The sequence below is a fragment of the Coleofasciculus sp. D1-CHI-01 genome, assembly GCF_040218875.1.
GTDB lineage: Bacteria > Cyanobacteriota > Cyanobacteriia > Cyanobacteriales > Coleofasciculaceae > Coleofasciculus.
Map to the genome: position 1 here is coordinate 21,824 of NZ_JAVJQP010000186.1, position 21,161 is coordinate 42,984.

At 44.3% G+C, this 21,161-nt stretch carries 16 protein-coding genes; 5 read left to right on the forward strand and 11 right to left on the reverse strand.

The genetic code is table 11. From position 1 onward, the window contains the following. Nucleotides 1–217 precede the first annotated feature (217 nt). Nucleotides 218–874, reverse strand: coding sequence for a peroxiredoxin-like family protein (locus tag RIB93_RS31535; protein ID WP_446379093.1), 657 nt, complete (start codon nt 872–874; stop codon nt 218–220). A 68-nt stretch (nt 875–942) separates the two neighbouring features. Further along, nucleotides 943–1,524: a TetR/AcrR family transcriptional regulator gene (locus tag RIB93_RS31540; RefSeq protein WP_446379095.1), complete on the reverse strand. Its 582-nt coding sequence runs from the start codon at nt 1,522–1,524 to the stop codon at nt 943–945. 219 nt (nt 1,525–1,743) lie between these two features. On the opposite strand from RIB93_RS31540, the gene RIB93_RS31545 reads away from it, so the two are divergent. Both RIB93_RS31545 and RIB93_RS31550 read left to right on the forward strand, forming a co-directional pair. Continuing rightward, a complete protein-coding gene (locus RIB93_RS31545; protein ID WP_446379097.1) occupies nt 1,744–2,529 on the forward strand; it encodes a TVP38/TMEM64 family protein in 786 nt (261 codons plus the stop codon). Between the two features lie 134 nt (nt 2,530–2,663). Then, nucleotides 2,664–4,208: a mercuric reductase gene (locus RIB93_RS31550; RefSeq protein WP_446379099.1), complete on the forward strand. Its 1,545-nt coding sequence runs from the start codon at nt 2,664–2,666 to the stop codon at nt 4,206–4,208. A gap of 73 nt (nt 4,209–4,281) precedes the next feature. Here RIB93_RS31550 and RIB93_RS31555 read toward each other — a convergent pair whose 3' ends face one another. Continuing rightward, a complete protein-coding gene (locus RIB93_RS31555) occupies nt 4,282–4,713 on the reverse strand; it encodes a hypothetical protein (RefSeq protein WP_446379101.1) in 432 nt (143 codons plus the stop codon). Between the two features lie 86 nt (nt 4,714–4,799). After that, the gene (locus RIB93_RS31560) at nt 4,800–5,747 is read right to left on the reverse strand and encodes an NAD(P)-dependent alcohol dehydrogenase (RefSeq protein WP_446379103.1); all 948 of its coding nucleotides are present in this window, start codon (nt 5,745–5,747) and stop codon (nt 4,800–4,802) included. Nucleotides 5,748–5,902: 155 nt separating this feature from the next. On the opposite strand from RIB93_RS31560, the gene RIB93_RS31565 reads away from it, so the two are divergent. Then, nucleotides 5,903–6,922 carry an isochorismatase gene (locus RIB93_RS31565; RefSeq protein WP_446379105.1) on the forward strand — a complete coding sequence of 340 codons (1,020 nt, stop codon included), beginning with the start codon at nt 5,903–5,905 and terminating at the stop codon, nt 6,920–6,922. A gap of 579 nt (nt 6,923–7,501) precedes the next feature. On the opposite strand, the gene RIB93_RS31570 is transcribed toward RIB93_RS31565, so the two are convergent. The 6 genes from RIB93_RS31570 to RIB93_RS31595 all read right to left on the reverse strand — a co-directional run bounded on the left by RIB93_RS31570 (nt 7,502) and on the right by RIB93_RS31595 (nt 16,136). After that, on the reverse strand, nt 7,502–8,482 hold the full coding sequence (locus tag RIB93_RS31570; protein ID WP_446379107.1) for an endonuclease/exonuclease/phosphatase family protein: 981 nt from the start codon (nt 8,480–8,482) through the stop codon (nt 7,502–7,504). Nucleotides 8,483–8,579: 97 nt separating this feature from the next. Beyond that, entirely contained in the window at nt 8,580–10,388 is a 1,809-nt protein-coding gene (locus RIB93_RS31575) for a glycosyltransferase family 39 protein (RefSeq protein ID WP_446379109.1), read from the reverse strand. Nucleotides 10,389–10,805: 417 nt separating this feature from the next. Next, nucleotides 10,806–10,970 (reverse strand): hypothetical protein, encoded by a 165-nt coding sequence (locus RIB93_RS31580; RefSeq protein ID WP_446379111.1) that lies wholly within the window; start codon nt 10,968–10,970, stop codon nt 10,806–10,808. Continuing rightward, nucleotides 10,952–11,428, reverse strand: coding sequence for a thiol-disulfide oxidoreductase DCC family protein (locus RIB93_RS31585; RefSeq protein ID WP_446379113.1), 477 nt, complete (start codon nt 11,426–11,428; stop codon nt 10,952–10,954). The genes RIB93_RS31580 and RIB93_RS31585 overlap by 19 nt, the downstream gene beginning before the upstream one ends. Nucleotides 11,429–11,776: 348 nt before the next feature. Beyond that, a complete protein-coding gene (locus RIB93_RS31590) occupies nt 11,777–14,791 on the reverse strand; it encodes a PAS domain S-box protein (RefSeq protein ID WP_446379115.1) in 3,015 nt (1,004 codons plus the stop codon). A gap of 1,222 nt (nt 14,792–16,013) precedes the next feature. Further along, a complete protein-coding gene (locus RIB93_RS31595) occupies nt 16,014–16,136 on the reverse strand; it encodes a hypothetical protein (RefSeq protein WP_446379117.1) in 123 nt (40 codons plus the stop codon). Between the two features lie 354 nt (nt 16,137–16,490). Between RIB93_RS31595 and RIB93_RS31600 the strand changes: the two genes are divergently transcribed. Then, entirely contained in the window at nt 16,491–18,104 is a 1,614-nt protein-coding gene (locus tag RIB93_RS31600) for a helix-turn-helix domain-containing protein (protein ID WP_446379119.1), read from the forward strand. Nucleotides 18,105–18,306: 202 nt separating this feature from the next. On the opposite strand, the gene RIB93_RS31605 is transcribed toward RIB93_RS31600, so the two are convergent. After that, nucleotides 18,307–18,486 (reverse strand): hypothetical protein, encoded by a 180-nt coding sequence (locus tag RIB93_RS31605; RefSeq protein WP_446379121.1) that lies wholly within the window; start codon nt 18,484–18,486, stop codon nt 18,307–18,309. 105 nt (nt 18,487–18,591) lie between these two features. Between RIB93_RS31605 and RIB93_RS31610 the strand changes: the two genes are divergently transcribed. After that, nucleotides 18,592–20,985, forward strand: a complete 2,394-nt coding sequence (locus RIB93_RS31610) for an NACHT C-terminal helical domain 2-containing protein (RefSeq protein ID WP_446379123.1) — start codon at nt 18,592–18,594, stop codon at nt 20,983–20,985. Nucleotides 20,986–21,161 lie beyond the last annotated feature (176 nt).

Below are 21,161 nucleotides of genomic sequence, written 5' to 3' on the forward strand. Positions count from 1 at the left end.
AGATTTTTCGCTTCGCTGAGAATGACATACTATAATACTAAAATAATATGTTATAACAAAAATTGGCGTGAATGGATGAATCTCGCGATCGCACTCGGCGCAACGGGAAGCTGGGGAAGGGCGGGTTTTGTACAATATTTATCGGTTAATTCCACAGGTTAATCCCTAAACCCGCCCCTACTGTTCTCTAATTAACTCAAGTCCATTTTAATGGAGTTTAAGCCGCTACAGAGATTTTCTTTAATGCGGCGATAATTTCTTTTGGATCTAAGCGTTTCGTGTAATCGGCTTCAACAAATGCATGAATGATTGTCCCATCTTGGGCAATAACATAAGTGGCAGGGATGGGTAATTCAAACGTATTATCCCCATTCTGAGCAGGTAAATCAATGCCAAAGTCTTGGTAAATCGGGCGCAATTCCTCCGGTAGCACAAAAACTAAACCAAAGTCCTTAGCTACCTGATTTCCTGCATCACTCAATACTTCAAACTCTAGTTCATTTTTCTCCACGGTGGATAGAGAATTATCCGGCGTTTGTGGAGAAATTGCCACTAAGGTTGCGCCTAATTTTTTCATCTCCGCTAAAGACTGCTGCAAGGAACGTAATTCTAAATTGCAATAGGGACACCACCCCCCTCGGTAGAAGGAAATAACGACAGGATTACGGCTGAGTAAATCTTGCAATTCAACGGTTTTTCCAACAGCATTCGGTAGGGCAAAATTGGGGGCTTTGTCGCCAAACTTTAAACGGCGATCAGCAACTCTTGAATTGACCAAATCTTCCATGGCTTTATCCATAACCGCTTTAGTCTCCTCAGACATCTTGGCTTGGATTTGCTGGCGTAGGGTGTTGATTTCTTGGGTCAATGTCATCAAAATTATCCAGTGATTTACTTTTATGGAACAAATGTTCCAGAATTGTTCAAAAAAAAAGATCTGCATTAGTCGAGAACCGAGAGCGCTACCTGAGCGATCCTTCGCAAAACCTCCCGATCTGGGTTAACTTTAGAGGTAACGCGCAAGCCTTGTAAGGTACAGGTAAGGAAATTGGCTAAAGCGTTTAGATCATGTTTATCGCTGAGTTCTCCTTTTTCTTTTGCCCTTACCAATGCTTGATAAAATGCCTGTTCAATCCGTTTCAGATTGGTGGCGATACGAGTCGCGGTATCGGGATCATGGGGACAGAGTTCAACCGCTGTATTGGTGATCAAACAGCCTCGCCGTTGAACATCTGTAACCGCTCGATCAATCAGGGTATAGAAATGATCAATAATGGCTGACTTAGAGGCATCCGGGGCTTCGAGTCGGGCGATCGCATCCTTAACTACGGTTTGATCATAATGCGCGATCGCGGATTGAAATAAAGCGCGTTTGTCACCAAAGGTGTCGTAGAGACTCCCTCGGTTAATGCCCATGTTTTTGACCAAAACTTGGATGGACGTTCCTTCGTAACCATAGCACCAAAAAGTTTCCATGGCTTTCTCCAAAGCTTCCTCTCGGTCGAACTCTTTGTGTCGAGCCATCACTCTCGTATTCGCTTCTAGGAAGACTCTATCGTTTCTGGAACGAATAGTCAAGTATTTTTTTAAAGATATAGGGAATAGGAGATTTAGAGTCCTAATTCATCAGACATTTCGTTTATTTTCAGGGAATTCTCAGAGTATCCGTTTAGGATAATTATAACGATGCACCTGGGATGACGCATGATTGATCAGATAGGTCAACAGAGGAGAGACAACTGAATGAAATGCCAATTCTGTCCCCAAAATCTGAGACAGCTATACAAGCTAACCCTATTCACGCTGCTGGCGGTTGGTACAACATTACTAATTGCCACCAATCCCGCCTTGGCGCAGGAATCAGCCACGGGTTCAGGATTCAATCCCCAAGAATGGTTACGCAACGCCTTGCAGTGGATTCAAGATCTCGGTCCCGTTGGTGCGATCGCGTTTATGGTACTTTATATTATTGCCACGGTAGCATTCCTGCCCGGTTCCATCCTCACCTTAGGGGCGGGTGTTGTCTTTGGCGTCGTTTTGGGTTCTATCTATGTGTTTATTGGCGCTACCTTGGGAGCAACCGCCGCCTTCCTGGTAGGGCGATATTTAGCTAGGGGTTGGGTAGCCAATAAAATTGCTGGAAACGAAAAATTTAAAGCGATTGACGATGCAGTTGGTGGGGAAGGATTTAAAATCGTGCTATTAACCCGACTGTCGCCTGTGTTTCCCTTTAATTTATTAAACTACGCTTATGGATTAACTGGGGTTTCATTAAAAGACTACTTTTTCGGTTCTGTGGGTATGATTCCCGGAACGATTATGTATGTTTATATTGGCTCTCTTGCGGGTAGTTTAGCGATGGTGGGGACAGAAGCACAACCGACTAATCCGGCGGTGCAATGGACAATTCGGATTATTGGATTTATCGCCACCGTTGCTGTTACTGTATATGTTACCAAAGTTGCCAAAAAAGCCTTAGATGAAAAAGTCTCGGATGATGTGGTTCTCGATGAAAGCGTTTCCGATTAGTTGAAAGTCTGTAGGGGCGGGTTTTACAACTATCTTTTTTTGTCACCCCTAAGTGACTAAACCCGCCCTGCTCAAAGTGAGAGACTCAAAAAATCACCAAATACTAATCCCTAATCACGAATAAGGAGTAACTGATGACATCAACATCTGAAAGAGTAATTGTCCCGCCAATGGATGAGTATAACCAGCAATTGGTTTCCCATGTTCATCCACCGGATTGGGTTAATCCCAAACCCGCTGATCGGTATGATCTGGTGGTAATTGGTGCAGGAACCGCAGGATTAGTCACCGCCGCCGGTGCTGCTGGGATGGATATTGGCTTAAAAGTTGCCTTAGTCGAACGCCATCTCATGGGTGGGGATTGTTTAAATGTTGGATGTGTCCCCTCTAAATGTATTATTCGCTCATCCCGTGTTGTCGCTCAAATGAAAGAGGCGGGAGATTTTGGAATTCGTCCTCCGGAACAGATTGATATTGATTTTTCCGCCGTCATGGCACGGATGCGGAAGCTACGCGCTGGAATTAGTCATCATGATTCAGCACAACGATTTAAACAAACCTATAATATTGATATTTTCTTAGGAGAAGGGTCGTTTCAAGATTCTCATACCATTGCCGTTGGTGATAAAACTTTGCGGTTTAAAAAAGCGGTAATTACAACAGGGGCTAGAGCAGTACGACCATCTATTGATGGCATAGAAGAAACAGGGTTTCTGACCAATGAAACCGTCTTTTCCTTGACCGAACGACCCAAACGGCTGGCAGTCATTGGCGGAGGACCCATTGGCTGTGAATTGGCACAAGCATTCCGTCGTTTAGGCTGTGAGGTGATTCTTTTCCATCGCCATTCTCATATTTTAAATAAAGAAGATACTGACGCCGCCGAAATTGTGCAGCATAAGTTTGAACAAGAAGGTATTCGCTTAGTTTTAGATTGCCAGATGAAACGGGCAGTCAAGATGGATGAAGGTAAGTTACTGCACTATACCTGTAATGGTCAGGAGGAGTCGGTAATTGTTGATGAAATTTTAGTCGGTGCAGGGCGTGCGCCGAATATAGAAGGGTTGAATTTAGACGCTGTTGGCGTGGAGTACCACCGCAAAGGGATAAAGGTTAATGATTATCTGCAAACAACCAATCCGAATATTTATGCCGCTGGTGATATTTGTATGAAATGGAAATTCACCCATGCAGCGGATGCAGCGGCGCGAATTGTGATTAAAAATACGTTATTTTCTCCCTTTGGCTTAGGGCGGTCTAAACTCAGTGATTTAGTTATGCCTTGGGTAACCTATACTGACCCGGAAATTGCCCATGTCGGCATGTATGAAGACGAAGCTCAGGAAAAGGGAATGAAGGTGAGTACGATTAAGATACCATTTGATACCGTAGATCGTGCGATCGCGGATGGGGAAGAGGACGGATTTGTCAAAATCCATCATCAGAAAGGCTCAGATAAAATTTTGGGGGCGACAGTCGTGGCGCGTCATGCGGGGGAGATGATTAGTGAAGTGACAACGGCGATTGTGGGAAACGTAGGGTTGAGTAAGCTGAGTAGTGCGATTCATCCTTATCCGACGCAGGCAGAAGGGATTAAGAAAGCAGCTGATGCGTATCGGCGCACACTGCTGACACCCAATACAAAGCGCTTTTTAGGATTACTCACTAAGTTATCTTAGAAAGTTTGTAGCAAGCTTGTAGTAAGCGCTTTAGCGCTGATGGCACGCTTCGTGCCTACTACGTACGATCTATTCAACTGGATAGGATATGAGGATGTGTTTCGCAATAGCGGCGATCGCAATACATTGCCCAGGCTACACCCACTATACCTGTAAGCGAACCTGTGATTGCCGCACAAGCCCCCCAACCTGCCGGTGCTACCCAGTCAGACACTTCTTTTAGCAAGGCGGTACTCCCTCTAGCTACCCCATAAGCCGTTCCCGCCCCGACAAGAGTGACTAAACCCAATTCGGTTAGCATTCCCAAAAGATCTTTCTGGGATAAATCCTCCTGAAAATAGATCTTCCAAATCGTGGTGTACATCAAAATATCAGAAGCCGCCACCAGGATTTGTTTCGGTATCTCCGCACAGGGAGTTGGTGCAGCACAAGCCGTACTGCCACCCGCCGCATATCCTGCGATCGCCCAAACTGTTTCTAGTCGCTTCTTGCCTAGACTACTCAAAGACTATCTCCTGCAATGCTACTCGAGTCGAGGGTTTTTTCTGTTATAGCCCAACATAGTTAATACGCAGCGAAGAGTCAAAACCTTCAATTTTCAACCATAATCACCAACTTACCCACAACATGACCTTGTTCACTCTCCTGATGCGCCTTAGCAACCGCAGAGAGAGGATAGGTTTGTGCAATGACTGGGCGCACTTTCTGAACTTCAATCAGTTCTTTCAGAGACTTTAAATCCAAACCATTGGATTTGACAACCACAACTTTAGCTTTTTTCCCCGGAAGAACCGCCGTGACAACACTCTCCAGGAAGTTAACCGGATAGGGTTGAGTCGTAATATAGATACCATTGGGTTGCAAACTGTCTTGGCAATTCCAAAAGGATTGATTTCCAACTACATCGAAAATAATATCGTACTTGGCGGTATCCTGAGTAAAATCCTGCTGAGTATAATCAATCACTCGGTCAGCACCCAAGTTTTCCACAAACTCCTTATTTTTACCACTACAAACTCCTGTCACCTGAGTTTCAAACGCCTTGGCAATTTGTACCGCAAAGCTACCCACACCACCGGACGCGCCGTTAATCAGCACGTTGTACCCCGTTTGAATTTTTCCCTCATCTCGCAAGGCTTGCAGCGCTGTGAGTCCGGCTAAGGGAACAGCCGCCGCTTCTTTGTGAGACAGCTTTTCTGGTTTAGGACAAGCCGCTTTTTCCGACACAACCGTATACTCCGTATAAGCACCACCCGTGAGATTATCAAGACAGGCATAGATTTGGTCTCCAGGTTGAAACCGAGTCACAGCCGTTCCCACGTCTACAACTTCCCCAGAAATATCAAATCCCAAAATCATGGGAAAGTTATAGCCCGTTAAGAGTTGCAACATTCCTTGTCTGATTTTCCAGTCAATGGGATTAACGCTGGTAGCATGGACTTTGACCAATATCTCATGAGTTTTGATGGGTGGAGTTGGCAAGTCTATAACTTGTAAGACATCCGTTCCACCATACTGATTAATTGCAACTGATTTCATAAACTATTTTTTCTCCATAGAGAGTTATCACCAATTCTTCTAAAATGTAACAATACTCTCTAGAAGAATATCTCAGTCTTGAGGCAGACTCTGAACGTGAGTTAATAATCAATAGTATAGTTGTCAGATGCTTTCGTGAACAGGATTGATTCGTGATGAGTACTAATACTCAACTCCCCATCCCCTTCCATTTCAACCCCAATCACGTTGGAGATGTCTGGCGTGTTCCCTATCAAGAGCGCGTCAACCAAGCCGAAGCTTGGGCAAAACAGCATCATCTCCAGCCTGCCCATGAAGATGAGACGCGGATTGGTTTATTGCTAATCGATGTTCAGAATACCTTTTGTCTGCCCAATTTTGAATTATTTGTTGGCGGTCAATCGGGTACGGGAGCGGTTGATGATAATGTGCGACTGTGTAAATTTATCTACCGCAATTTAGGAGTGATCACCGAAATTGCGGCGACGATGGATACCCATACCGCGATGCAAATTTTTCATCCTATATTTTGGATTAACGATGCTGGAGAACATCCACCTGCGATGACGAATATCTCCATGGAGGATGTAGAAAAAGGGGTGTGGAAAATCAATCCAGCCGTCGCACCTCGGATTCGCCAGGGTGATGAGAAATGGTTACAAGAGTATGCTCTACATTATGCAAAGACACTCAATTGTGATAGTAAATATCCATTAATTATTTGGCCCTACCATGCCATGCTGGGGGGAATTAGTCACGCCTTGGTTTCTGCGGTGGAAGAAGCTTGTTTATTCCATAATGTTGCTCGCCAAAGTCAGACCCATTTTGAAATGAAAGGGAGTAATCCACTGACTGAAAATTACTCGGTTCTACAGGCAGAAGTTCTTTTCGACCAGAACGACCAACCTATTGCCCAAAAGAACACACCATTTCTGGAAAAATTGTTAGAGTTTGACCGATTAATTATAGCTGGTCAAGCCAAGAGCCATTGTGTGGCTTGGACAGTGGATAACTTGCTGGGTGAAATTCAAGCCAGAGATCCTAAGTTAGCCGAGAAGGTTTATTTACTGGACGATTGTACGTCTCCGGTTGTGGTTCCTGGCGGTGCGGATTTTACGGAACAAGCTGATGCGGCGTTTCAACGGTTTGCTGATGCGGGAATGCATTGTGTAAAATCGACTGAGCTTATTGATTGAACGTTGGACAAAAAAACAGCAAAAAATTGTAATAAATTAGGGTTGGGATCAGGGCGGGTTTCGTTGTTGCGTTTGAGGTGGGGAGGGCGGGTTTCGTTGTTGCGTTTGAGGTGACTATCTAATTGAGTCCCTAAACCCGCCCCTACAAATTGTCCCTAAACCCGCCCCACCATTTAACCCAACCGTTCCCCTAAACCCCCAATTTATCCCACATCTTCGGCGTGCGATCGCACTAAAAATAGGCTAGGTTTTTAGATCTGGTTTCAGATTAATATAAAATGCTGATATCGGGGCATAAAATCCAGTGTAGGGGTGGGTTTAGGAACACAATTAACAGAGAAACCAATAACTGTTATGCCAAACCCACCCTGCCCCACCATTCAAACCAACCGTTCCCCTAAACCCCCAATTTATCCCACATCTTTGGCGTGCGATCGCGGTGAAAATTGGATAGTTTTTTTATCGGATTTAAGGTTAATATAAAACTCTGATATCGGGTCGTAAAATCTAGTATAGGGGTGGGTTTAGGACCAAAATCAACTAACAAACCAAGAACCGTTAGACAAAACAATTTCTGTCCTACCTTACCGAGGCTTCCGATAACTGAAATTGGATAAATAACGGTCTATGATCACCCCCTAAAAAAGAACCGATATATCGATCTACAATAGTAATACCCTGACTATAAAGGCAAAGGTCGATAGGAATACCTAGCACAGATGGCAAGGAAGCGGGCCACGTTGATTGGACGCCATAGCCTGATTCAGAACTCAGCAGTAAACCCTCTTTTTTTAACTGCTGAAAACGAGCTGACCAGGGTGTAGTATTGAAGTCACCAATAATCAAAACATTTCGCCCTGAATAGGTTTGCTGGGCGCGACTCCATTCAGCAACAGCCGCTAATTCTGTTTGTTGAAACGCCGATGTGCCAGCATTACGGGAACGGGTAACATGTAAACTCAGCAGCGCCACCTCTTGTCCATCAATGTCCAAAAGGGCTTCAATCATGGGGCGTGGAGAATAGTGTGGGAGGTTAACCACCTTCGCTGAAATTACCCGAATATCGCTATCGGCGGCGAGTAAAAATGCCGAACCATGGGTATTCTTCATCGGGTGAGAATACACGATTTTATATTGAGGTAAAGCGGTAGTTAGACGGCGTTCTAGTTCTGGTGTTAATTCTTGCAGTAATAGAATATCAACGGCATGCTTGCGTAAGTAGGTAAATGCTACTGTGTGATCAGGTAATGTGGCATCTAAGTTATAGTGCAATGCTGTGAATGAAGGGGTAGATAGAGGTAATGGTTTACCGAAATAAAGGGGAGAAAAAGTTGTCAAATGGAGCAGCAATGGTATCAGAACCAGCCAACCTAATTGATGTAATCGAGCAACGAGTAATGGCAAACAACACAGTAGGATAAGTGCATATTGGGGACGGGGATGGCTTAGTAACTCTCCAATCCACCATTGCTGTGCTAATGTTCCGACAAGTGTGGCTGCTGTTATGCAAACGGCGAGAACCAACGCACTGAAACAAGCAAGATTGTATAGATGCTTCATATTGTGAATTAGAATTTTCTATTCCCTGTTCCCTATTCCCTGTTCCCTGTTCTCTAATCTCAACCGTTAACTTTAATTGTGTCCACCCACTTAGGCATTACGGCAAATCTGACGCCGAGGAACCCTCATAATCATTAGCCAAGCAGTGATACAGTTGATAATTATAACCATCTACCCATACCTTATTCTGAGAAAAATCTTCCGTATAACAGTTGGGTAAATCGGCTACTGTTGCTTTAAAATTGACCAGCCATATATCTAAAGGGCGTGGCAATTGAGCCAGTGTTTGTTCAAGAGTGGTTGAGGCTGGACAGGTTGACTCTTGACAGTGATATTGGTTTTGATGAGCCAGGATAAATTGGGGATTCTTGATAGCAGATGAGTCATGATTCCTCAACTCCCAAGCAATTCCCATCATTTCCCCCGTTTGCACTAAGGTATTATGGGTAGTCGCGATGAGAACAGGTGAAGAGGATGCTTGCTCAATAATTGACACTAAAAGGTCGGGACGATAATATTTTTGATAACCTAAGTTACTAACTACTGTAATCCCACTCAATAGTCCCATTACTCCCACCATCACGACGACAAGTTGACTCCGGTTTCGCCAAAGGGAAAAGTTGTGTAATTTGTGAGACGTTTTCCATATCACCGCTAACGCGGCGGCGATTAATAGGATGACAGCCGGAAAATAAACAAAGTGATATCGTGCGCCTCTGGTCAAGTCTTTGCCTAGAATATACGTTATAGCAAAAAATAGCGCGATCGCACTCAAGACAAACCCCGCTAAAACCCCAGTATCCCAGCGCGTTTGTACCCGTCTCACCAAGGTTTTACCCCCCCGATAAACAAAGGGAATAACCCAGACAAAGAACCCAATCATCACCGCCCCAGACGCCAGCACAACCCCTAATGACGACGATTCCACAGGTAACAGCGACACCATCGTAATCCAAGCCGCCAACGTCTGAAAAATCGGATTAATCCAACTCAACAGACTTTCCCGGTTCAGCATCATCCAATCCGCCATCTGGGATTCATACCCTCCCTGTAACACGGGTATCCACACCAAACCACCAATTCCTGTTCCCATCGCCGCCGCCAAAATCCGCCACCAATTCAACGATTTTGGCGCTAAATTCTTTTCTGGGTACAACTCCACGGGCGTTTCCCTACCGTTTATCCCTGGTTTCCACCCAACACGATAATGCCACAACCCCAATCCCATCAGGGTGATTGCTTCAGCAAAAAGGGTCAAACTAAAAAAATAGTGGGTAGCGATACCCAAACTATTCACTAGAACCCAAACTAATACCACCTTAATCGGTAAAATTGTCCGGCGTTTGAGATGCTGTACCGCCACAACAAAGCAACAAAGAGAAGCAATAACCCAAAGAATACCTAACGTATAATGACGTGCTTCCTGTGCCAAATAAATCCCAAACGGAGACACCGCCATCATCGCGGCGGCGAATTGCGCCACAAGCTGGGAACGAAACGCCACCCAGCCTAATCCATACATGGCTGGGATAGAGAGAACCCCAAAAAAAGCCGGGAGCGATCGCGCCGCCCAAAGTGATATATACTCTCCTGAAGTGGGAAATAACTGCATCCACTTATGCGCCAGCATAAAATAAAGTGGCGGATGGTGATCCTCGGTTAACAGCTTCTGCCAGACTAAACCCACGCCAGCTTCTGGGTTTGGTTGTAGAGGATGCAACAATGTTTCTAGGGAAATAGCTTGGTCAAGGGGTACAGCCTGAAAACTATTGCCCAAGCTAAATACCAGCGTCGCAAACTCATCCGTCCAAGGGGACTTCAGGGTAAGATTGGTGAAGCGCAACGCCGCACCAATGACAATCCATACCAGTAGCAGGAGTAGATTAAACTTTTTCCGGGATTGCAAAATATTCAACGGGAACAGAGGAGTAATGTTTGTAGTTGCGCTGTCTTCGCCATCAAAGCTAGGATCACCTACAACAAACCTTTAAGTCAACGCCAAGCTCATTAGTATAGGTTTACAGCTCTTTGCGCTGTAATAAAGTACAGTAGATCAAAGTCCCCCTTTGAGATCCCCCTCCCGTCCCCCTTTGAGATCCCCCTCCCGTCCCCCTTCAAAAGGGGGAAGCCAAAGGATGCTTCGCTTTTTGTTCCATGGGGAAGCCAAAGGATGCTTCGCTTTTTGTTCCATGGGGAAGCCAGAGGATGCTTCGCTTTTATTGCACGGGGATGCGAGGGGGATCGACAATGTACCGCATAGCAGAGCAAACTGCTGTAATTGTCCAATTAATGATAACCAGCAAGAGCGATTTTTGTTTTGCCGTTATTGGTGAGCCAGGGCGGGTTTTGTTGTTGCGTTATCGGTAAATAAGCTAACTTTAGTTCCTAAACCCGCCCCTACAGAGTTCCTAAACCCGCCCCGTAGGGGCGCATAGCGTGCGCCCACTTCAATTGACATTAAGATTAAGATTAACGTTCTAGGCGACATTTTTGCTCATCCCGACAATCTAAACCCTGTTGACGTTGGGCAATTAAGGTGGCTAGACTGGGGCGTCCTGTCAGTTTGAGGCGTAAGTTTGCCCAGATAGTATAAATTTGATTGGCTAAACTATTGAGAATGGGTATACGAGTCGGCGCATAAATCCAACCCATCCCTAGAATCTCGTAGACAGTACGAAATACTTCAATATCTTTGATAATTTTACCATCTGGTAATATTGCATGAATGCGTCCCATTGCCGTTTCATAATCAATCCCGCTATTGTCTTCAGGATTATAGGATTCATCGGCAATATCGACAAATTCCACTAATCCTCGACCCGCATCCCGTTCTTGGAGAAAGTTAACTTCTCGTAGACACAAGGGACACTCACCATCATAGAGTAGCTTGATTTGCCAGGATGGGGCTTGTGGATTGGATCGGGTTAGGGTTTCAGCGCTAGACATCAATATTTTTCTTCGTTTGTCAACGGTTTTATAGCTATATTAACAAATGATCCCAAGAGGGAACAGGGAACAGGGAACAGGGAACAGGGAACAGTAAAGAATGTCCTAACCTGTTTTGGTACTGCTATATTTTTCTATTTTGTGGTTTAGATGAACCTGAGATCAGGGATCGAATCTAATGTAGCGGTGTTTACTGAATCGACACTCTAAAGCGTCAGTCCAGTAACCACCGTTAGCAGCAGCTAAGAAGCCAAACAAGAGATGACCTTCTCGCTTGTGTTACAGTTTTTCGGGAACTCTGGTATCGGTTTCGATTACCAGACAGGTTTTCTAGGTGTTGATGAACACTCACGCTGAAGACTGGACAAACTTGGGCGATAAGGCGAAAGATTCCCCAAAGGAAAACTTAAGGGGAGACGAGAGCGATTTTTGCTTCACGGGTAACTCAATTACAAACTCTGTCCCTTGTCCCGGTTGAGAAATACAGGTCAATTGACCGCCATGTTTATCCACCACAATTGAGTGGGAAATTGATAACCCTAAACCCGTCCCTGTGCCAATCGGTTTGGTGGTAAAGAAGGGATCAAAGATTTGCTTTTGAATCGCTTCGGGGATACCCAGACCATTATCCTTGATCCGAATAATTACCCGTTCAATCGGTTGCGAGTTCTGGGGTTCCTTTTCCGGGGATTCCGCTAATGGAACAATGGGAAACTGAGAACTCACTGCCGTACATATCGTAATCCGGCGGGGTTCTGGGTGGGTGTCTAAGGCATCAATGGCATTCCCCAGGATATTCAAAAACACCTGATTAAGCTGACTGGCGTAGCATTCCACCAATGGCAAGTTGCCATAATGTTTATCAACCTGAATTTCTGGACGATTCAGTGTTGATTTGAGTCGATGCTGTAAGACAAGCAAGGTGCTTTCAATCCCCTCATGGATATCCACTGGCTTAATCCCCGCCTCATCTAAACGGGAGAAATTCCGCAGGGATAAGACAATTTGGTGGATACGATTCGCCCCCTCTTCCATAGAGTTCAAGAGTTTGGGAAAATCCGCCTTAACAAAGTCTAAATCAACCGCCTCAATCTCGTCTTGAATTTCGGCAACGGGTTCGGGATAGTGTTTGGCATAGAGTTGCAACAACTGCAACAATTCCATCCCATATTGACGAGTATAGGTAATATTCCCGGCAATAAAACTAATCGGGTTGTTGATTTCGTGGGCAATACCCGCCACCATCTGACCCAAGCTAACCATTTTTTCCTGTTGAATCAGTTGGGTTTGCGTCTTTTTGAGTTGATCTAAGGTGTGCTGGAGATCCTGGTTTTTGACTCTCAACTCCTGTTCGGATTTCCGCACGGCTTCCTCCGCCTGTTTGCGATCGCTAATATCCCGGATAATTGTGGAAAACACCTCCACCTCTCCAGTTGCGCCGGGATGCGCCATCACCACTTGAGATACAGGAATTCCCCAACCATTTTGGTGCAGGAGTGAGGTTTCACCTTGCCATACTTTGTCCTGGATCACGGTGGGTAAGGCTTCGGCGAACAACCGTTGGTTCACTGACTGGGGATGGAAATCCCACATCCGCAGATGGCTGATCTCCTGATCTGGATCAAGTCCCACCAATTGCCGCCCCGCCTTATTAATATAGAGAAGCGTCCCATCCGGTTCACACATACTGACAAAATCGGTGGTACTTTCCAAAATCGCCGTCAATCGTGCCGTTTTTTGTTCCGCTTGCTTGCGCTGGGTGATGTTGGTACTGGTACTCACCACCCGATAAATCTGTCCGTGTTGATCTCGCAGGGGGGTTAATGTGGTAATCCACCACCGTTCTTGTCCCTGTACACTAAAACATTCTTCATAGGATAGGGATGTTCCCGTCTGGACGCAGGTTGTGTAATGTTCAGTTATCGTGATTGCCCGATCCGGCGGTAAGATCGCAGCTAGGGGTTGATTCCGTAACTGTTCGGCGGGGATACCGATTAACTGTTCGTAAGCGGGATTCACATCCACATAACGGAATTCCCAGGATGGATCAGGTTCACTCTGGTGTTGATGAACATCGACGACACTAATGGAGTTTTCCACACCATTGAGGATGCTGCTTAAAAATTGTTCTCTCTCTTGTAAGGCTTTCTCGGCTTGTTTGCGATCGCTAATGTCGGTAATCATTCTGAGTACGCCGACAAATCCTCCTTGATCATTAAACAGTGGCGTCGCGGAAATAATCGCCCATAGATTTGATCCATCTTGGCGGCGAAACTTGAAATCGTAGCGTTCCTGGATTCCTTGACGGCGACGTTCTAAGTAGGTTTGGATCAGCGCTTGGGATTCGCTGTCAATAAAATCAAACAGCGATCGCCCCTGCATTTGTGCAACCGTATACCCCAGCATTTGCGCCATACGACTATTGGCGAAGGTGATTTGGTTTTTCTCGTCAAACACCCAAACTCCCTCGGATGCAGTTTCCACGATACAACGATAATGACGTTCCGATTCTCGCAGGGCGGCTTCGGCTTGCTTGCGTTCTGTGATGTCTTCAAAAATCCCTAATAGATACTGGGGTGTATCGGTTTCATCCAGCAAGGGGACTTTCTTGGTATTGACGATGCGTTCGCCGCGATGGGGCGTGTTCAAGGGGGCTTCGGGAATATCGACTAATGTACCCCCCATGAGAATTTGTCGGTCTTTCGCCCGTAAGAGTCGGGCTTGTTGGGAAGGTAAAAAATCATAGTCACTCTTACCCATAACTTGGGCTTTTGAGTAACCCAAGAGTTCTTCGCTGGTTTTGTTCCAGTACATCACCTGTAATTCTTTGGCATCTTTAATAAAGACACCCACCGGGAGATTCTCGATCACGGAGTTGAGGAAGGCTTGGGTTTCTCGTAGTTGAAATTCTGTTTGTTTGCGATCGCTAATATCCAGGATCACACCATCCAGCCATTGGACGACACCATTCTGATCCCGCGTCCCTTGACCTTTATCATAGACCCAAGCGATTTTGCCATCGGCGCGGACAATCCGGTACTCCAACACGTAGGGGTGCTGGTTGTCAATACTTTGTCCCACGCTTTCTTTCACGCGACGGCGATCGTGAGGGTGGATAATACTGGCAAAGGAACGGATGCGATCGCCAATAAACTCTGACGCCTCATAGCCAGAAATATCCTGAATCGCTGAACTCACAAACGTCATCGTCCCCGTCGAGTTCCAGGTACAACGATAGACAGCGCCCGGAATATTGGCAACTAACGCCTGAAATTGGGCTTCGCTGTGTTGTTGCGATTCCGGTGTCTGTTGGTCTTTGGTGGAGTTGGGGGTAGATTCAAGGGAATTGGGTAAAATAGCCATGATTTTCTCCACACTCAGATGCGTGGCTCAACTATTGCGAGGGTTTTGTGGGAGTGAACGGTTGAATGCTTAAAATTTTATTAAATTTTCTCGCCTTTAACATAAAAAATGTTAATAGATGTTACCGTTTGCTATTATGCACATTCATGTAACTAATTGTAAAGTCCTTAGCTCAAATCGCCTGTCATCTACCACACACACCCAGTTTCCTCAGTAGTAGGTGTTGTCAGTGCAAGGAATGGTCAATGGCAGGAATGGTCAATGGAGAGATTCTGACTTGAGGAGAGGTTGACCATTAGACACGAACCAACTCACTCATGATAAGGCAAGTTCTTAAATCAAGCCACATCTACTGATTTTTCTCTGATGAAAGCGATCGCAGTTGGTATGAACAGGGGAGTTGTCTTAAATCTAATGGCACAGAAAATTTGCCTTAGGGAATCGCCGAAACCTTTGATATACCGTAGGGTGGGCATTGCCCACCAGCTTTAAGTCCGTGGCACTCGTGTTAAATCGGTAGGCACAATCCAAGTTAACGGCGGGGATCTTCATGCGTCATCCTCCCTACCCATTCCCAATTTAAATCCGTGACGGCTTAAAGTTTCCTCAATCTCAACGGTCAACTTTAATCGTGTCCGACTCCTTAAGAGTAAGGATCAAACCCGGATGATCAAGTCGCTCTTGTTACGTTAATTCTCACCACCTACTTGATCTGACTTCCCAATCACTAATATCCAAAATTCTATCGAAAATTTGTTAAAATTGATACCAAACACCAGAAAATATAAATAAAAAGTAAAACTTTTAGCTTATTGGGTTATATATTTCAGTTAATTAGACTACAAAACAACCCTATTTTTACAGAAAAAGATTCCTCTATCTAGAGATAGACAACTTGCCACACTCGGACTGTTTGATTGGTGGATCAGCCAACGATTTAACAAAACCAATAGTGCTCTACAAACTCCGAATCCTCTGTATTTATAAAGTTCAGGAGTGGCAAGCTGCCGATGTAATGGGATCACTATTTTGTCACTGTTTAGTAACCTACAAGTCAGCTTTGCATAAAACTGATGCAAGTTTTAAATCGCTGAATATGACGCTTCATCGCCAAAATCAATCAGTCGAGATCAAAATAGATCAAATCCTCCTTTCAGACATTAAAATTGGGCATTTCTTAGCAAAACCAGCAATTTTGAGCCAGAATTGAGACGTACCTGGCTTATAGTAAGCCAAGTTTCACTTTGATATAGTTTGACAGCGTTCGCTTGTCTTTCTCGGCTTCCTTTTTAATCTGCTGCTTTTGCTCGACAGTCACCTTGATCGTAATGGTGGTTCGTTTCATTTACGTCTAGTCACCTCAGATTCTCTATAGTAATACTTTAGTATAAAAAAGTATTAAAAGGTGTTACCTAATAAAAGAAATCTTAAGAAATCGCAAATTGCTCAGGTTGAACAAATATCCTGATCATAACAAGCAAGAATTTGATCATAAAGATTCTTGATAAGCATAAAGAAAATGCCATGAATCCATCAGCGATTTGAGGCAAAGCTCTATAGCTAGTCATCGGTGGCAGTTGTCTATTGTCAGATCTACTGTTACTCAATCCTTATCAAATTAATAACCAATCTAAAGCTTCCTCTTGAATCCATAATTTTACCGATTAAAGATTAAAGTTTGCAGTAGTTTCCTAGTGTTATGGCTTACAAAATCTCACAAAGTTGTACTGGGTGTGATATTTGTCGTACTCAATGTCCAACGGGTGCAATCAAAGTTAAGGATAACCAGACGTGGATTGATCCGAATCTGTGTAACAACTGCGAAGGGTATTATCCCGAACCTCAATGTGTGATTCACTGTCCCATCAGTTCTCCCGTTCCCGCTCACGGGAAAAAGGGACGATACAAGCTGAATGAAAGACCTCCCACCAGTCCGGACTTATTTGCCGATGACAAAACCAATCCCTTTGCTTCCTCCATCGTCATCTGGGAAGCGTGCAACCTATTAGCACAGCGCCTCTCCCTCCCTTGGCACACCGATGCGTCTGGCAAATTCTGTTATCAGCGCCAGGTGCGTCAAGGTCAAGGTGAAATGAACTTCTGGCTAACTGATAGATTTGATACAGACTCAACTGATACGTTATCGGCTGACAAAGCCCAGGCGACGCTTGAGGCGATGGATATCAAAGCCACCTGTCTCCATTTAATATATGCCGCTCATGCCACAGCGTTAGAGAAACCGTGGCAGGAAGAGTTTACTGTCAACGATGTGCAAATTGAGAACTATTTAGGATTAGAGAAACGCACAGATTTGAGTAAAGCGGCTAAATTGAGTCTGATTAAACAGCTTGCCCAGCAGCCCTGCCAAATTAGCATCGGCGCTCATTGGTCAAAGCAAGGTAAAGTCCCAGAATTTAGCATTCCCCAAAGCCGTTTGTGGCATCTGCAGCCAATTGAACATCATTTTCAAGAAGACAAACAGGGATACAAACATTTAGTTGGGTTAACCTTTCGGGTTAGGGCAGGAATTTGGGCAAAATACTTCTTAAATAGGCAAGGCTGTCAAAACCGAACCGCCTTCTATCAATATGGCAATCTGCCTCAAAGTTTACTCAGTGCTGTAATCAGTAACTGGCAACATCATCAAGGGGCGACACGGATGATGTTGTGGCTGCTGTTTAAAACCAGAATCGGCAAACGACAACGGATTACCGTACCCACATTAATGCGGGTGGCGTATGGAGAGGACAAACTCCTGCGGGCGTCTTCCCAGCGAGATGAACGAAAACGTCTGGTGCGGACATTTGAAACCGATTTAGAAGTTCTCAGTCATTATGGACTCAAACCTGTGTTTGATCCGGTGACGTACTTACCAGAGATTCAACCCATGTGGGCGAAATTAGGAGAACTTCCCGACGATGCGGATGCGGCGTTAGAGTTTTGGATTCAAGATGGAAATAGTAATAGGCGGTTAACGGATGCAGCGCCCCGTGGTAAATGGAATCAATTAATGAAAGCCCGGATTTTATGGTTTGAACTGAAAGCAGAATGGGAACATGCGCTGACTACCGTTGAGCCGAACAAGGTACGATTAACAAAGCGAAAGACTAAATCCCACTCATTTATACTTTCGGGCGCAGATGTTATCGCGGCGAGACAACGTAACAAACTTAGTCAACGCGACTTAGCGCAATTGACGGGTAAAAGCCAAAGCTGGATTCGAGATATCGAGAAAGAACGGTTTCGGATAAAATTAGAAGACCAACGGCTGTTGCAGGAAGTGTTGGGTTTGGCGGAGTTGAGTTCTGGATAAGGGTTGATGGTTTATCGTCATCACGGGATTTGATTAGGTTCGTAGTAAGGGCTTTAGCCCTCTCCATCTAGGCGTTAAAGCACTAAAGTGCTTACTACAAACAAAGCGAAATCAAAGGTCAATTCGGGGCGGGTTTAGTCACAACTGGATGCAACCAAAAAGACAATAGTGAAACCCGCCCCTACATACGCGCCAGGTTCTTTTACTCAGAACGCCTATCAATCAACACTTCACCCCCATCGCGGTTTAGCTTCAATTGAATCACTCCCTGAAAATCAGAATTAATCACCCAATAACTAACCGTTCCCAGCACCACAGGAGTCAGCAGAACCTGCAAAGCAATCATAATTTTAGCCGCACTCAAGTTCCTTTGTTTAGTCATTTAGATTAACCTCTTAACTCAACTGCTTCCTACTATCGCCGTTGCAGTTAAGAGATTACGCTGAAACTTAGGCTAACATAGCTAACATAGGCTAACATTCGTCTCATGCAACTGCTACCCCAAGACTTTCTAACCAAAATCGCTCGCGACTATGACCTTTCCCCGGAACAGGAAGAAGCATTTGTGGCACGTTTCAGTCGTCAAGGGAATGTAGACGTAGACGCGATCGCGAAATCTCTTCATATCTCCCCTAATGCCTTTCGCACTCGCATGAGTCATGTATATAAGAAGTTCAGCTTTGGTGGTAATAGTCCCAACAAGGCGCGGAGACTGCATGATTGGCTGATCAAGAATTATCAAGCCTCTAATCCAACTTCAACTCCTCAGACTCCTACTCATGAGGTAGAGATTGATACCCTGGTGCAAGAAATACGCCAGAAAATCAAACCCAGCATTCAAAAGCAGTGCGGCACAATGAAGGTGCTGGATATGATTCAACCTATTGGTTTAAAGGATATTTATACTAAAGTCAATATTCTGGAAAAAGTTATTGGACGTAGGCGATTAGCGATTAATGAATTGATGCAAAGTTGTAATCTAGACGCCGAAAGCCTTGACCGTCTAGGATTCGGTAAAGTAAAAGAGAAACGAATACCGGGGCTAGAAGCCGTCCAAAAATATGACAAGTTGATAGTATTAGGTAAACCGGGTGCGGGTAAAACGACGTTTCTCAAATATTTAGCGATTCAATGTGCTAAATCTAAGGTTTTAACGGATAAGGTTCCTATTTTTATTACGCTGAAGCAATTTGCCGAAACGCAAAACCAGCCAAGTCTGACAACCTATATTAATCAAATTTTCGATAACTGCAATGTTACAGAAAACCAAGTCGCTGCATTTCTTCAACAGGGAAGCGGGTTAATTCTGCTGGATGGCTTAGATGAGGTTAGGGAAGAGGATGCTGATTGCGTCTTAACTCAGATTCAAGCCTTTACTGAAAAGTATGATGCTAACACCTTTGTGATTACTTGCCGGATTGCTGCACGGGAGTATACTTTTGAAAAATTTACAGACGTTGAGGTTGATGATTTTGATGACAAGCAGATTCGCACATTCGCTACTAAATGGTTTCAAGCTAAACAATTAGATTTAGCTGACTATTTTATCGAACAGTTAGAAGATAACGAACCCATTAAAGAACTGGCAAGCAATCCATTGCTGTTGACGCTCCTGTGTATAGAATTTGAAGATTCTGGGGAATTTCCAGCTAACCGGGCTGAATTGTACAGTCGAGCCATTCATACGCTTTTGCGGAAATGGGATGCTAAACGGCGGATTGTACGAGAGCAGGTTTACAAGAAATTGTCAGTCCAGCGTAAAGAAGATTTATTGAGTGAAGTTGCTTTTGCTACGTTTGAGCAGGGAGAGTATTTCTTTAAGCAAAGAGAGATTGAACAGTATATTGCTGATTACATTAGGAATTTACCCGATGCTAAAACAGATCCGGAGGCGTTGTTATTAGACAGTGAGGCAGTTCTGAAATCGATTGAAGCCCAACATGGGTTGTTGGTCGAACGGGCGAGGGGTATTTATTCCTTTTCTCATTTGACGTTTCAAGAGTATTTTACGGCTAGAGAAATTGTGGCTAAGACTGATATTGATTTGCTAGTCAGCAAAATTACGGAAAAGCGTTGGCGTGAGGTGTTTTTGCTGACGGCTGGAATGATGCGTAATGCTGATGAACTGGTTCAGCAGATGAAGCAAAGAATTGATGAATTAGTTTATTCAGATGCAAGATTACAGCAATTTATGGAGTGGATATATCAGAAATCTATGTCTATTAATATTACTTGTAAACTCGCTAGCATTCGAGCTTTATACTTAGAGCTTGAAATGACCACCGTCTTGGTTGCCCAGTTAAATGAAAAGATTGAATTTTTTACAACTTTAGATGTTTACAATCCTGATGAAGCCTATACTTACAGACTTTACTCTTGTATTGAGCCTAGCTTGCAATATTCACGTATCCCTAGTATAGCTATTGATTATGATCTTACTTGCCTGAGTCGTGCAAATGCCTCTACACATAGTATGCTTCAACTTATTGATTCTATTCTTGACAAGAATATTGATTTAAATCAAGATCTAAAATGTGGATTACAAAGGCTGAAGGAAAAGTTGCATGAGATAAATAATTTTAAAAGCGACAGCAAATCTAATGGGTGGTGGCAAAGGAATAGCAAAAACTGGATTAAGCAATTAAGAGATATTATGGTTAAACATAGCAATATTGGTCATGACTGGCAATTAAGCGACTCACAAAAGCAACTATTACAGCAGTATTACGACGCCAATAAACTGCTAGTCAATTCCCTCAAAAGCGACTGTTACATCAGCCAGGAAGTCCGGCAGGAAATAGAAGAGACCTTACTATTACCTATCACTGAAATTGAGAAGCGCAAATCCCGTTGGAAGCCAGGAAATAAATTTCCTGCTTAAAGCTCAAGTAAGCTAAAGCTTACTACATGATAGGGGTTTTCAAGTTGGTGAGGTACATTATTTAATTTATGCATTATACCTGAGTAATTATTCTTTTCCCGTCATCTAACTGTATCTGACAAACCAGCAATCTGCTGTAAAAGCTCTGAACCCGTTAAAACGGGTTTTAGCTTTAA

Excerpts from the sequence above, each read along its gene's own strand:
- RIB93_RS31535 (WP_446379093.1), bottom strand. The coding sequence starts at position 874 with ATGACATTGACCCAAGAAATCAACACCCTACGCCAGCAAATCCAAGCC.
- RIB93_RS31540 (WP_446379095.1), bottom strand. The coding sequence starts at position 1,524 with ATGGCTCGACACAAAGAGTTCGACCGAGAGGAAGCTTTGGAGAAAGCC.
- RIB93_RS31545 (WP_446379097.1), top strand. The coding sequence starts at position 1,744 with ATGAAATGCCAATTCTGTCCCCAAAATCTGAGACAGCTATACAAGCTA.
- RIB93_RS31550 (WP_446379099.1), top strand. The coding sequence starts at position 2,664 with ATGACATCAACATCTGAAAGAGTAATTGTCCCGCCAATGGATGAGTAT.
- RIB93_RS31560 (WP_446379103.1), bottom strand. The coding sequence starts at position 5,747 with ATGAAATCAGTTGCAATTAATCAGTATGGTGGAACGGATGTCTTACAA.
- RIB93_RS31565 (WP_446379105.1), top strand. The coding sequence starts at position 5,903 with ATGAGTACTAATACTCAACTCCCCATCCCCTTCCATTTCAACCCCAAT.
- RIB93_RS31570 (WP_446379107.1), bottom strand. The coding sequence starts at position 8,482 with ATGAAGCATCTATACAATCTTGCTTGTTTCAGTGCGTTGGTTCTCGCC.
- RIB93_RS31580 (WP_446379111.1), bottom strand. The coding sequence starts at position 10,970 with ATGTCGCCTAGAACGTTAATCTTAATCTTAATGTCAATTGAAGTGGGC.
- RIB93_RS31585 (WP_446379113.1), bottom strand. The coding sequence starts at position 11,428 with ATGTCTAGCGCTGAAACCCTAACCCGATCCAATCCACAAGCCCCATCC.
- RIB93_RS31590 (WP_446379115.1), bottom strand. The coding sequence starts at position 14,791 with ATGGCTATTTTACCCAATTCCCTTGAATCTACCCCCAACTCCACCAAA.
- RIB93_RS31595 (WP_446379117.1), bottom strand. The coding sequence starts at position 16,136 with ATGAAACGAACCACCATTACGATCAAGGTGACTGTCGAGCAAAAGCAG.
- RIB93_RS31600 (WP_446379119.1), top strand. The coding sequence starts at position 16,491 with ATGGCTTACAAAATCTCACAAAGTTGTACTGGGTGTGATATTTGTCGT.
- RIB93_RS31605 (WP_446379121.1), bottom strand. The coding sequence starts at position 18,486 with ATGACTAAACAAAGGAACTTGAGTGCGGCTAAAATTATGATTGCTTTG.
- RIB93_RS31610 (WP_446379123.1), top strand. The coding sequence starts at position 18,592 with ATGCAACTGCTACCCCAAGACTTTCTAACCAAAATCGCTCGCGACTAT.